The sequence below is a fragment of the Candidatus Omnitrophota bacterium genome (assembly GCA_023227985.1).
Lineage (GTDB): Bacteria > Omnitrophota > Gorgyraeia > Gygaellales > Profunditerraquicolaceae > JALOCB01.
The window spans coordinates 1-13,170 of sequence record JALOCB010000034.1 but is presented as its reverse complement, the minus strand read 5'-3'; the positions used below and the strand labels follow the sequence as shown (position 1 = coordinate 13,170).

General features: G+C 49.0%; 9 protein-coding genes. 7 read left to right on the top strand and 2 right to left on the bottom strand.

The genetic code is table 11. The features are described 5' to 3' along the window. From M0R35_06630 to M0R35_06605, 6 genes are all read left to right on the top strand, one after another. Window positions 1–900, top strand: a 900-nt coding sequence (locus M0R35_06630) for a sulfatase-like hydrolase/transferase (protein MCK9595335.1), incomplete at its 5' end; no start/stop codon positions are given. Between the two features lie 17 nt (window positions 901–917). Continuing rightward, window positions 918–2,522 carry a glycosyltransferase family 39 protein gene (locus M0R35_06625; GenBank protein MCK9595334.1) on the top strand — a complete coding sequence of 535 codons (1,605 nt, stop codon included), beginning with the start codon at window positions 918–920 and terminating at the stop codon, window positions 2,520–2,522. Window positions 2,523–2,563: 41 nt separating this feature from the next. Beyond that, window positions 2,564–3,928, top strand: coding sequence for a B12-binding domain-containing radical SAM protein (locus tag M0R35_06620; protein MCK9595333.1), 1,365 nt, complete (start codon window positions 2,564–2,566; stop codon window positions 3,926–3,928). A gap of 15 nt (window positions 3,929–3,943) precedes the next feature. Then, window positions 3,944–5,116 (top strand): DegT/DnrJ/EryC1/StrS family aminotransferase, encoded by a 1,173-nt coding sequence (locus tag M0R35_06615; protein ID MCK9595332.1) that lies wholly within the window; start codon window positions 3,944–3,946, stop codon window positions 5,114–5,116. Between the two features lie 4 nt (window positions 5,117–5,120). After that, complete coding sequence (locus M0R35_06610; GenBank protein ID MCK9595331.1) at window positions 5,121–6,392, top strand: tetratricopeptide repeat protein; 1,272 nt, start codon at window positions 5,121–5,123, stop codon at window positions 6,390–6,392. After that, window positions 6,389–8,398 (top strand): alkaline phosphatase family protein, encoded by a 2,010-nt coding sequence (locus M0R35_06605; GenBank protein ID MCK9595330.1) that lies wholly within the window; start codon window positions 6,389–6,391, stop codon window positions 8,396–8,398. The genes M0R35_06610 and M0R35_06605 overlap by 4 nt, the downstream gene beginning before the upstream one ends. A 7-nt stretch (window positions 8,399–8,405) precedes the next feature. Here M0R35_06605 and M0R35_06600 read toward each other — a convergent pair whose 3' ends face one another. Together M0R35_06600 and M0R35_06595 are read right to left on the bottom strand one after the other, a co-directional pair. Beyond that, the gene (locus M0R35_06600; GenBank protein ID MCK9595329.1) at window positions 8,406–9,032 is read right to left on the bottom strand and encodes a hypothetical protein; all 627 of its coding nucleotides are present in this window, start codon (window positions 9,030–9,032) and stop codon (window positions 8,406–8,408) included. Window positions 9,033–9,042: 10 nt separating this feature from the next. Then, window positions 9,043–10,275 carry a hypothetical protein gene (locus M0R35_06595; GenBank protein ID MCK9595328.1) on the bottom strand — a complete coding sequence of 411 codons (1,233 nt, stop codon included), beginning with the start codon at window positions 10,273–10,275 and terminating at the stop codon, window positions 9,043–9,045. A gap of 304 nt (window positions 10,276–10,579) precedes the next feature. On the opposite strand from M0R35_06595, the gene M0R35_06590 reads away from it, so the two are divergent. Then, on the top strand, window positions 10,580–13,170 hold a 2,591-nt coding region (locus M0R35_06590), incomplete at its 3' end, for a PAS domain S-box protein (protein MCK9595327.1).

The following is a 13,170-nucleotide window of genomic DNA, read 5'->3' as shown; positions in this document are numbered from 1 at the left end:
TCATATATGACCCATGAATCCATATTCCCCTTTTTGCGATTTAACGACAAGTTTTCGCGGAACGTATCGGCGGTATTTAAGGATGAGCTGGACAGCTTGAATATGGACAGATTGACGGATGTGCCTTCGTTTATATCGGAAGATAATAAAGCTTGCCAATTAGACTCGCTGGGGCTGCGCTGGAGGAGAGCGTATGAAATATTCCTCAGTGGTTTTGACAAGCGCAGGATCCGGGAATTCAGGGCATTGCTGGATAGCAGTATATACCGGGCGGACCGGGATTTGATCGGCGGGATAGTCGATGAATTGAAAGAAAACGGCCTTTATGATAAGACTATCATCATTATAACAGCCGATCACGGGAATGAATATAAAGAGCACGGATCGATAAACCATGGTTTGACCTTATACGATGAATGTATCCGCGTCCCCTTGATATATTACCTCCCGGGTTTGAGCCGCGGTATGCGCCGGGATTCTCTGGCCCAGAGTATAGATATTCTGCCGACGCTTTTGAGCCTGTTATCAATCCCGATACCCGCGCAGGCTCAAGGGGCGGACCTTGTCGGTATTTTGGAAAACAAAAGTCATCCCCCGGCCAATGAATTTGTGTTCTGCCAGGGCAGCGCCGGGATCTTATCTGTCCGCACGAAGCGTTGGAAATATATTCAAAGAGGGAATGACAACCTTAAGATCAATGAAGAGCTTTTTGACCTTAAGGTTGACCCTGCGGAGCGGAACAATCTTATCGGATCCCGGGATAAGATAGCCCGGAGATTGAAGGAGCGGCTGGACTTATGGAAGGGAAGCCTGGTTAAATACAACATTAAAACAAGTGAATTCTCCCCCGGCGTAACTGATCGGATGAAGGAAAGTATAAGAAAGACGGGGTACTGGTGATTGATCCAAGGAGCGTAATGAAAAAAGACCGGCTGGCTGGATTATTGGCAGGTAAATATTTCATCCTCTGCGCTGTTTTAGGGATAGCCGCTTTCTTGCGGTTTTATGGCCTGAACGGTAAATGCCTTTGGTATGACGAGGTGTGCAGCCTTAACCTCTCCGCTTACAATTGGTATGATATTTTTTTAAGCCAAAAGGTGTTGACGGATATACCGCGCCCGGTTTATTACGCGCTGTTGAAGCTGTGGACCGGTTTGTTCGGTTACACTGAGGTCGCGGCGCGCTCGTTAGCGGTTATATTCGGCGTCTTATCGGTGTTCTTGATCTACAAACTGGCAAAAACGCTGTTCGGCGCTTCCGCCGGGTTGATCAGCGCGTTCATACTGGCGATATCCCCTTATAACATATACTATTCGCAACAAGTCCGCTATTACACCTTGTTTCTATGCCTGAGCTTAGTGTCGATAATACTCTTTCTGAAGGTGATAAAAAGCGATAAGCGCAGTTTGCGTTTTTTATATATCCTGACCAATGCGCTGATCCTTTACTCGTTCCCTGTTGGTATTTACGTGTTTATCCTGCAGAACATATTTTTCTTGGTCTTCAGCAAAAGGATCAGGTTGAAGCGCCAATGGCTGAGGATGCAGGTTATTATCCTGGTTATTTTTATGCCGATGGCGGTGTTGCCGGCGGTCGCTTTCACGCAGAATACGCGTAACCAGGAGATCGATACGTTTATCGCGGACAAACCGGGTTACCGGGATTTAATCGGGACATTCGGCGTATTCAGTTATGGCGGCCCCCGGCAGGCGCATGCCGGCGTGGGGTTCGAAACAGAGCCGTCCCGTTTGCGGGTCATCCGCTTCTTGACTGTGTTGCTCGGCCTGCTTTTTTCTCTGAGTATTTTCTACAGCCGAAAAGAAATCCGTTCAAACGAGGATATCTTAAGCGCGAAAAACAAGATTTTACTTTTGTGGTTATGGCTTTTAGCGCCGTTATTAGGTTTTTATTTATTTTCAATATGGGTCAAACCGGTATTTTTGACCCGCTATTTTATCGCTATCGCCCCGGCTTTTTATATCGGCGCAGCGTATTCGGTTTCGAGAATGGGCAGGGGCAGGCTCCCGGCGATCGTTGCCCTTGTTGCGTTGACCTTTTTTTCCTGGGATATATTGTATAATCCCGGGTCAAACGATGACTGGAGATCTTTAGCCTCCAGCGTGAAGCCGCAGATCGCCGAAGGGGATGTCCTGGTGTTCGCTCCGATAACGCAGATCATCCCATTCTGGTATTATTATAAGTACGGCCAGGTGAAGGGCTTTAATAACAATATCGATAATCACGGGGAAAAATTCTATCACATGAAGAACTGCCGCTTCCTTGACGGCGCGAATACTGTTATCGGTTTAGGGATAAGGCAGGACCGCGAACATGTCCTGGTAACGCTGGGGGGATTGCCGGACAATGATGCGAATATCTGGCTTATTATTTCCCCGCATTGGAGGGGTAATGAGCATTCGGGATTAATCGAGGGATTGTTGGGGAAGGGCCGGGGCGTCAAATACCGGAAATATTTCGATTATAACGGCGTAGAGGCTATTTGTTATTCTCCGTCCGGGTAAAATATATTTGCGGCAGTTTGAATACGTATTATAATGCTACTATGTCGGTTAAAATCGCTTTCTTAGATCCGTTAGGCCCCGGTAAAGGATTATTCAGAAGTCACAGGCATTTTTTACGGGATTGGACGGGCGCCAGTTATCCCGGGTTTATCCCTTTATTATCGCTTGACCTCATCTATGCTGCGGCTTATTTGAGGAAATGCGGATATCCGGATGTCAGCGTTATTGAAGCCAGCGCCAGGCATTTATATCCGGAAGATATCGTAAGGCTCCTTTTGAGCTCTCGCCCTGATTTTGTTGTTATTCCGTCAACATATTTCACCATAGAAGAAGATAAAGCCCTTGCCCGGCGCATCAAGGGAAGTATCCCCCGGATTAAAATAATCTTTTCCGGCCCGCCGGTCACCTATGACCCGTCTGTCGTGTTGAGGGATGCCGCGGCTGATTTCGTGGCGTTAGGCGAGATGGAGCTGCCTGTCGTTAATATCGTAAGGGGTAATTACGCCCAGAATATCGCTTATTGGCAGGGGGATAAGGTTGTCAGTGGATCACGGTCTTTGATCGATCTGGATGACCTTCCGCTGCCTGCGCGCGATCTGGTCGATAACCAGGCGTACCGGTTCGCGATATTCAATAGGAAGAATCCGATAACGCCGATGACCATAAGCCGCGGATGCCCGCACAGCAAATGCGTTTTTTGCAATTCAAAGCTGTACAGCCTCGGCAAGATAAGGTACCGGGGTTTGGAGTCTATCTGCGAAGAGATCAGGGAAATATCCGGCAAATACCGGGTGGGGGAGATCTTTTTCCGCGACCTCGCTTTTACCGCCAACCGGGAACTGGTATTCAAGGTGTGCGATTTCTTCATATCGCAGAAGAACGGCATCCTTTGGCGCGCGCAGACCCGGGTGGATCTTGTCGATAAGGCTATGCTCGATATTATGCGCAGGGCGGGGTGTTACCAGATATCGTTCGGTTTTGAGACGTGTTCGCAGAAGTCATTGGATTTGAGCGGGAAGAACATTACGCTTGAACAATCTATGCGCGCCGCCCGGCTGGCCAAGGGCGCGGGATTGGAAGTGGTCGGGCTATTCATCTACGGGCTTCCCGGGGAAACCCCGGAGAATATGAGCGGATTTTCCGGGTTCGCCCGCCGTCTCGGCGTTGATTTCGTCAATTTTAACGAAATATGCGTATTCCCGGGCAACGAATTATACCGGGACCGTCCGGACGGCAAGATGACCATTGATCCCGGAGACCGGTTCAAAAAATATGTCAGGAATGAATACGCGAAATTCTATTTGCGCCCGGGGATGCTGCGAAAATTAGCGTCCCGGATAAACAGCTTCGATAATCTTAAATTCCTTATACAGGCGGGTGCCGATGAGTTATTGTCCCATTTTTAGTTTTTTTGCCCGGTTATGATACGTAAATCCGAAATGCGGGTTTATCCGGGTTTGATCGGCGATATCGCCCGGACGGTCCTTGCCGAAGAAGTAGGCAAAGGGGCATACCTGAAATCGTTCGCGGCCGCGCTTGCGGAGTTTCTGGGGGTAAAGCACGCTATGCTCGTCCCGTCCGATACCGTCGGGATGCGTATCTTGCTCGCCGGAATGGGATTGAAAGCGGGCGACGAGATCATTCTGCCCGCTTATTGTTCCGGGTTTGTATGCCGGCTTAATGCGCAAAAGATATGCAGCCCAAGGTTCATAGATGTCGAAGCCGGTTCATTTAATATTGACCCTGATCTTATCGAGGCGGCGATCACCCCGCGGTCAAAGGCGGTCGTCGCCAGCCATATGTTCGGGTTGCCGTGCAATATCGAGGAGGTGTTGCGCGTCGCCCATAAGAACGGCTTGAAGGTTATTGAGGATTGCACTCATAGCGCCGGGGCGTTATCAGGCAATAAACAGTCCGGTTCCCGGGGAGACGCGGCTTATTTTACCTTTTCAACAGGCTCATCGTTAAATGCGTTAGGCGGAGGGGCCATTGTTACCTGCGATGACGGATTGGCGAGGAATATTCAAGCGTTGGTAACGTCGGATGTGCGCAGTTCCCCGAAATTCCCCAGTTCACTGAGGTTTCTTAAGAAAGCCGGTATTGTTTTAACCCGCCGGTTATTACTGGATAGGGCGTTGAGCGGCTTTGGCATACCTGTTTCTGAAGGTATAGAGCGGGAGTGCGCCCGTTTTACCAATCTTCAGGCTTTGATCGGGATGAAGCAATTGGCATCGCTTGATAAATATAATTCGCGGGTTGAGGAAGCCGCCTTGCGGTATAATAGCCGGCTAAAAGATCTTGTTTCTTTTCAACACTGCGGCTTTGCTGTGCGCAGAGTGTATCAGCGGTATGTCATAAATTGCCCCGGGGCAAAGCCGGATCTTGATAAGATCAAAATGCGCGCCCGCGGCAAGGGTTTGGATATAGGCATACGCTCGGAGATCGCGTCTACCGCGGGTTTATCAGGGTTGGCTTCGGGGACTTTGCCTGTGAGCGCCCGGTTATATGCTTCAAATATTCAACTGCCGTTGTTCGAGGGGATGGGCGCGTCAGTTTGTGACTCTGTTTTCAGTGTTCTCACAGGAGCGCAGTAAGATTATGGCCAAAAAAGCCGCTACTTCGGTTCTCGGCAGGCATAAGATACTTTTGGCCGCCTTTGGAGTATTGCTGTCTTTGATCTTGCTGGAGTTGGGCATGCGCATCGGCGCGCAGGCGATCTTATATGCGCAAGGGCTTAAAAATATGATCGCCGCTCAAAGACAAGGCGCGTGCCGCATTTTGTGCCTGGGCGAGTCCACTACCGCTTTGGGCGGCGCTGATGCGTATCCTGCGCAGCTTGAACAGATCCTTAATTCCAGCGGTTCCGGCAAAAAGTTCACTGTCCTGAACGCAGGCATTGTTGCCGCGCGCACACAAACTATCGTATCGCAGTTGGAAGGCCGGCTTGATAAATACCGCCCGGATATGGTCATTGTCATGATGGGCATAAACGACGGGTATGACCGGAATATTCCGTATGTGAATGGCCGGGGTCTCAGGCGCAGATTGCGGGATTTTATTATGTCGTTAAAGACAGTGAAGCTGGCGCGGTCTATCAATATGAGTATCCGCGCGCCCAGCGTTAAAACAACTGATTGCGGCAAATATGCCAGTGAAGACAAGGCGTATTTCGAACAGGCTTTATTATACCGCCATCAGGGGAAATTCATTGAAGCGGCGGAGCTGTTCAGAAAAGCCTTATCGTTTAATCCGATGAACGATATGGTATACCTGGAGCTGGGTTGCACTTACATATTTCAGGGTGATTATGCGGCTGCGCAAAAGATCTTGCAAGAAGGCATGGCGCTTAGCCCGGGTAATGACAGTATGTATTATTGGTTCGGCGTATTATGCATGGAACAGGGCAAGCACTTGTCGGCGGAAGAGTTTTTCAGCAAGGCTGCACGGATCAATCCGCTCAATGACCGGGCGTATGGAGGACTGGGGACATTGTACGGGTCTCTTAACAGAAAAGACGATAGCCGGATCAGCTATGATATGGCGGATAAGGCGCGGCTGGATTATTATAACCCATCAACGCGCAATAATTTTCTGCGGATAAAGAAAATAACAGGGGATAGAGGGATAAAATTGATATGTGCGCAGTATCCTATGCATAGTGTTGAATCGTTAAAGCGGATATTTGCCGGGGATGACGGGAATATCGTGTTTGTGGATAATGGCCGTATATTCAAAGAAGCGGTAGGCAAAGAGGGTTATCCGGCGTATTTTACGGATATGTTTGCGGGTGATTTCGGCCACTGCACCGCGCGGGGCAACAGGCTCCTGGCGCAAAATATCGCCGATACTATTCTAATAATAAAGAAATGAAGCGTATTCTAACTGGCACTTTGATCGTTTTAGCAGGTATCGCCGGCATCGCTTATGCTCAGAAAGCGAATGACCCGTTATCCCAAGATGCCCGGAAGGGCAAAAAACTTTATTGGTTCATACCCGACGGGATGCGGGCGGAGCCGTATTTGTTCGATATTTACGCCTGGGCCAGGGAAGGGGACCTGCCCAATATAAAACGAATGATGGACAACGGGACCTATGGTTTCTGCAGGCCTGTTTATCCCGGGCATACACCTGTAAATTTCGCAGCTATACTGACCGGGACCTATCCGCAAATAAACGGGGTTTCAGACGGCCCGATGCATACCGACGGCCACTCGCTGGTAAAACCGTCTATGACCGGCTTCAGCTCCACGGCGCGCAAGGTGGAGGCTATCTGGTCAACCCTGGAAAAGCAGGGAAAATCGGTTATGGTGCTTTCGGTCCCCGGATCCACGCCGCCGGAACTGGGGCGGGGGTATACGATCGCCGGGCGCTGGGGGGGGTGGGGCGCCAATTTTTACGCGGTTAACTTCGAGAACATCCCGGACGCTTCGGTGCAATACCACCGGGGGCGCGAGAGCAGGCTTTTTTACTTCGGCCCGCCGTTAGCTGTTTTTCCGCTGGTCGGTCCTGCCTGGGAATGGAATGCGGCGCCCCGGTCATATTCCCCTCCGAAAGAATCCGCGCTCGAGGCATGGGGGGCAAAGATATACGCGTATATTTATGACAGCACAAACGACTCAATCCCGAATTACGATCGTGTCGCGTTCACCGCGGATAAAAAAACGGCGATCGCGGATTTAAAACAGGGGGATCAAAGCGAATGGCTTCCGGTCACAGTATCGTGGGGAGATATCCCGATAGATACGACAGTAAGGATAAAAGTCATTACGCTGCAAGCGGACGGGCTTTTTAAAATAAGGTTTTTTTATGATAATTTGAACAATACGCTCACCAAACCTGTGTTTTTAGCGGATGATATTATTAAGAATGTAGGCCCGATGGTTGATTATGCGGATAGTTTCCCCGCTCAGCTTATATTTTCGAAAGAGGATAAGGACGCCTTTATCGAGGAGGCCGGGCAATCCTTTGATTGGCACCGCCGGGCAACGGATTATCTGCTAAAGACATATGCGCCCGATGTTTTTATCCATGATATTTATACGCCGAATCAAATGCTCACCAGCCGGTGGTGGCTGGGGTATGTGGACCCGGGATCTTTACTTTATAACGATAAGACTGACGAAGAAAGAGCCGGGCTTTGGAGGGAAGTCAAACAGATGTATAAGGAGCTTGATGCCATAATAGGCGAATACCTGAAGAACGCGGATGAGGATACGGTCATAGCCGTTAGTTCCGATCATGGGGCAGTGCCTCTGCACAGGCGGGTGCATTTGAACAACCTTTTTGCCCGGCAGGGGTGGCTTTTTTTTAAATTGGATCCCGTAACGGGTGAGCCTTTGATCGATTGGCTGCGCTCTACGGTGGTATACCTGAACTATGGGCATGTTTTTATAGATCCCGCAGGGCTGCATGGGAGGGATGGGGTCTGGCGTCGGTCAACCGGCCCACGGTATAAAAAATTGCGGGAAGAGGTCAGGTTGGCTTTACAAGGGCTTAGGGATGAGAGCGGGACCTGTCCTGTTATGCGTATAGCGACATGGGAAGAGTCAGGCCGTGTTTTCCGGCTGTGCCGGGAAAGGATCGGCGACCTGATCCTTTCCAATCGCCCCGGATACGCCTGGACCGAGGAGATGTCGGATGACAAAAAAATATTTTCAAATTCGTTGATAACCGGTTATAAGCAGGGGATCCTGACGGAGAAGTGCCCGGCTATATGGTGCCCGTTTATTATTATGGGGCCGGGTGTTAAAAAGAATAATTTTCTCGGGAATGACCCTGTAGATATGATCGATCAGTATCCGACCTTGATGAAATTGTTGGGCGTAAAATTGCCTGATTTTGTGCAGGGAAAACCCCTGGAAGATGTTTGTGAATGAAGCGGGGTCACTTGATTTTAAAGCCGGACAGTATTGAAAGCAGCCCTTCCGTATCAAGATTATCGTATGGTTGAAAGGCGATGATCTGATAACAAGTAGAGTTCTTTTCGTCGTAAAATACCGCGAACGCGGCTTTCTGCCTGATCAAATCGTCGTCCCATACCCCGAGCACATAGCGGTCAGAGGCGTTGGCCAGCAGGACCTTCGTCGGCGTATTCATTATTTCTATTGTGGTCTCCCGCGTTTTTTTGTTCTCAGGGCATTCGGTCGAATTGGTAATGATCCCCGGGTATTGGATCTGCCGAGGGCCGTAAAGGTTCTTAACGACGGTATATTGGGTCCTGGAATACGCCAGCGCCTCATTCCTGTTCAGCCCGGAGGTGATCTCGACTTGTACGCGTTTACCCGCTTTTCGGGCGATAATGGTATGGAATGTTTTGCCCTGGGCGCAATTCTTGAAATTATTTATAACCTTAAAGTTCCCGGCAGCGGTGAACCTTGAGCTGTATTCTGATAGCGCCTCGTTAAGGGTGCTGTTTTTCTTCGCCCCGGGGCACGGACGCGGGGATGCGCTCGCGTAAAAGGGCAGGGATACTATCACGCATAGGATAAAAGCTGTCCGATGTGTTTTCATAACGCTTTCGTCATTGCCGGTTATCCAAAAGTGGTTTCAGGTATTCCCCGGAGTATTTTTCCGCCCGCAGTATTCCGAAATACCCGGTGATCCCGTCAAGCATAGGTATCATGTCCCAGGCGATCTCCCCGGAGGGCGTGACCTCGAAAAGCCGGTTTTTTACCCCGTCGCAGATAAAGGTGTTCCCGTTCGGAAGGCGCGTGGCGTTTGACATAAAAGGACTGTAAAAAGAATCCGGCGGATCAGCGTGATATTCCCAGACTATCTCTTTTTTTAAGGGATCGATCTCGATCACCCGGGACCAACCCCGGTTCACCCCGTTGTCGAGTATAAGGAAGTTGCCATTATCGAGCATTGCCGGGCTGTGCGGCCCATCGAGGATCCCCGGGCCGAATGACCAGACAATCTTGCCGCTGGGGTATTCGATGATCCCCATCAAGTCCAGGTAAAATGAGCAAAACAGGATGTTCCCTTTACGAAACCGCAGGTCTTTCCGGGCGAGAGGGCTATCTTTTAATATCTCGCAGGTATTGGCGTGAAACCAGTCTTCCGCGTCCTGATGCCTGGGGTTGAACAGGAGTATCTTTTTGCCGTATAGTTTCTCGAACTCCGGTATATATTTTTCTCCTTGCCATGACCAAAGCACTTTTTTGTCGCGGGAGATCATGGCGATATGCGGCGCGACTATGAACGGGCCTGCGGTGGCCTTCGGCGCGCTCGCTGGCGGCGAGTTGACCCTCGCGCTATTAAGGACCATCAAAAGCCCGTTTTCGAGTATCCTCAGGTCCCGGCCGCATCCTCTCAGGTCGTAATTCCACACCTCGTTATTATCAGGGTCCAGTTCGTGAAGCCCGTCCTTTATCGCCAGGGGATGTGTAAGATAAAAAAGATGGCCGTTATTATCTATGCGGCTGAAACCGACAGGCCCGGGCGCCATCCAGCGGTAGGCGATTTCCCCGTTTGTATCGAGTAAATATATCGCGGTGAACCCTCTCCATCCGTTGGGGTCTTTTTTATACGCTTCTTCCGTGGGGAAATTGTTGAACAGCGCGTATCCTTTGTAACATTTTTTCGGGTTATAGGCACGCAGGCCTGTTTTTCTGAGGTCGATTGTTTCTGATGTCACGACGGAATATTTCGGGACGGATTCCAAAGCCGACGGGGAAGTTTCGCAATAACCGGCGGTTTGATGACGGGTAATAACTGCGGTAAGAAAAATAAACAGGATCAGGCGTCTTTTCATCGTACTCCTTGAGAAATATTTCGCTATAATATATCATATTTCTCTGCGCGAGTCAAAGGGGACGGTTCCTCTTAACGAAACTCAACGAGCGTCAACAGGTTACAACAAGGCGTTTGTCAAAATTAAATATTTCGATATGAATGGATGTTTTTGCGGCATATTATTTGTCAATCTTTTTGTTGTAAGTTGCTGCGCGCTAAGCGAAAAGAGTAAAAAACCACCCGTAGAGATTCTTTGTAAAAAAAGGATCTATGTGATAGAATAATAACAAAGAATGTTGCGCAAAAACTTATAACGAGGATCAATGAATATACATAGAAAAGCTTTGTTGTTACTGGTTTCGCTCATCGCTTTGTTCTTTTTTGTTTTTATGTTCCTGGGAGTGATCACGAAAAGAAGGCAAGCTGCGATCAGCTTAGCCGAAAAAGAGGAGAAAGTCGAACTTGTTGATAAGATCATAAGGCTTAAAGGTTTATCCCTTGAGACTTTCGCCAATGATTACTCTTACTGGGGTGAGATGGTGCATTTTGTTAAGACAAAAGATATGGAATGGGCCAGGTTGAATATTCAGTCTGGCCTTTCAACTTATAACGCCAATTGCGCTTGGGTCTATGATGTCGATAAGTCTTTGGTTTACGATATTAACACTGTGGGCGAAGATGCGTTAAGAACGCTGCCTCTGCCGCAGGTGGCCTTAGCCAAGATATTCGAAAAGGAAAAGCTTTGTCACTTTTTTATTAATACCGCCGCCGGCGTTCTGGAGATTCGGGGCGCGACTATCCATCCTACCGAGGACTTTCTGAGAGAAACCCCGGCCCGGGGCTATTTTTTGGTGGGCCGTTTATGGGACCAGTTGTATGTGGATGAGTTGGAGGGATTGACCGGTTGTGAGATAGAATACGGGGATCGGATCGTTTTGTCTAAGTTGAAAGGCGCGAAAGACGCCATAGATATAGTTTTCACACGGGATTTCCGCGGATGGGATGGCGGGACGGTGGTGACATTACGCTTTGCCTGTATATCTAAAACACTGAAGATGTTCATCCGGACATCGGAACTGGATTTTCTTACGTTCTTTATTTTTATGGTATTGGTGCTTGCAGCCACTTCGGTATTTGTTACCCGGTCGGTAAGCTTGCCGTTACGGCTGATATCAGATGCCTTGCGAACAAAGGATACCGGGTGTATTGACCGGATGCGTGTCTGGAATAACGAATTCGGCGATGTCGCCAGGCTGGTCTATGATTTTTTTGAACAGCAGAAAAGGCTCCTTATCGAAATATCCGGACATAAAGAAGCGGAGGAAACACGGCGCAGAAGCGAGGAGAAATACCGGGATATCTTTGATAATACCGGCCTGGGTATCTTTCAAAGCACCCCGGAAGGCAGATATCTGCATGTCAATCCCGCGTTTGCCCATATGGCGGGGTTTGCCTCATCTGCCGAAATGCTGTCCGGTGTTAAAAACATCCGGGATTTGTACGCTGATCCGAATGTCCGGGAAAGATTGAAAATGATGCTTGCTAAAGATAATAAAATCTCAAACTTTGAAGTAAAAATAATACGGGTTGACGGGGGGTATTCATGGATATTGATAAACGCAAAGACCGTCCGGGGTCTTGATGGTGATATATTGTGCTACGACGGAACTGTGCAGGATATTACCGAACGCAAGGATGCCGAAGATGAGATCCGCGATTGGATGAGGCGTTACGAGTTGATCGTCGAGGCTTCAGGACAGGTGGCGTATGATTATCACGTCCCTACCGGCTCGATACTCTGGGGCAATACCCTGAAAAAGGTCTTGGGCTACAGCACTGATGAACTGAACGGCGGTTTTGATCAATGGATAGAGCTGCTGCATCCCGATGATATGGTTCATACAGCTGAGAAATTGAGCAAGGCCAAACAAAGCTGCTCGCATTGGGATGAAGAGTACCGTCTGCGGCATAAGAACGGCAAATATGTGTGGATCCGTGACCGGGGTTTTTTTATACCGGCCAAGAACGGCGTAGCGAACAGCCAACTGGGGATGATCGAAGATATAACCGAACGCAAGAACGCGGAAGCGGCTATCCAGGGGGCCAAGGATTATTTGAATACGATCATTAATACTATCGCCGATCCGGTATTTGTCAAGGATAGCAACCATAACTTTGTCCTGGTTAATGACGCTTTTTGCAGGTTTCTGGGGCGTTCGCGCGAAGAATTGGAAGGTAAGAGCGATTACACCTTCGTGCCTAAAGAACAGGCGGATGTTTTCTGGACTAATGATGAGATCGTGTTTAATACGGGTAATGATAATATTAACGAGGAAAATATCACCGATGCCCAGGGCAGGGTTAATGCTATAGTTACCAAAAAATCTTTGTACATGGATAAAAACGGGAACAAGTTCATCGTGGGGATCATCCGCGACATTACCGAGCGTAAAAAAATAGAAGAATCCCTGCGCCTGGCACAGCTGGGTGAGCTTGTTTCGGTTATGGCCCACGAAATAAACAACCCGGTTATGATAATTTCAGGCAACACCCAGCTGTTAATGATGAACGAGGGTATTAATGAGGAGGACAAAAACAACCTGAAGGTCATTTTCGAACAATGCCAGCGGGCTAAAAGCATTATTCAAAGTTTGCTCAGTTTCTCGCGCCCGAGCAAGGGTGTCCGTAAAGACGTGGAAATGAACAGCAGCATTGAGGGATTGCTGAACCTGGTGGAACACCAGTATACTTTGGATAATATCCGGTTCAGGCGTGTGTATTCCAATGCCTTGCCGATGGTTCGGGTTGACGAGCACCAGTTTCATGAAGTGTTCATGAATCTCTTAAGTAACGCCAAAGAAGCTCTCAAACATGGCGGGGAGATTGAAATAACCACTGCCGTAGAGGGTGATTT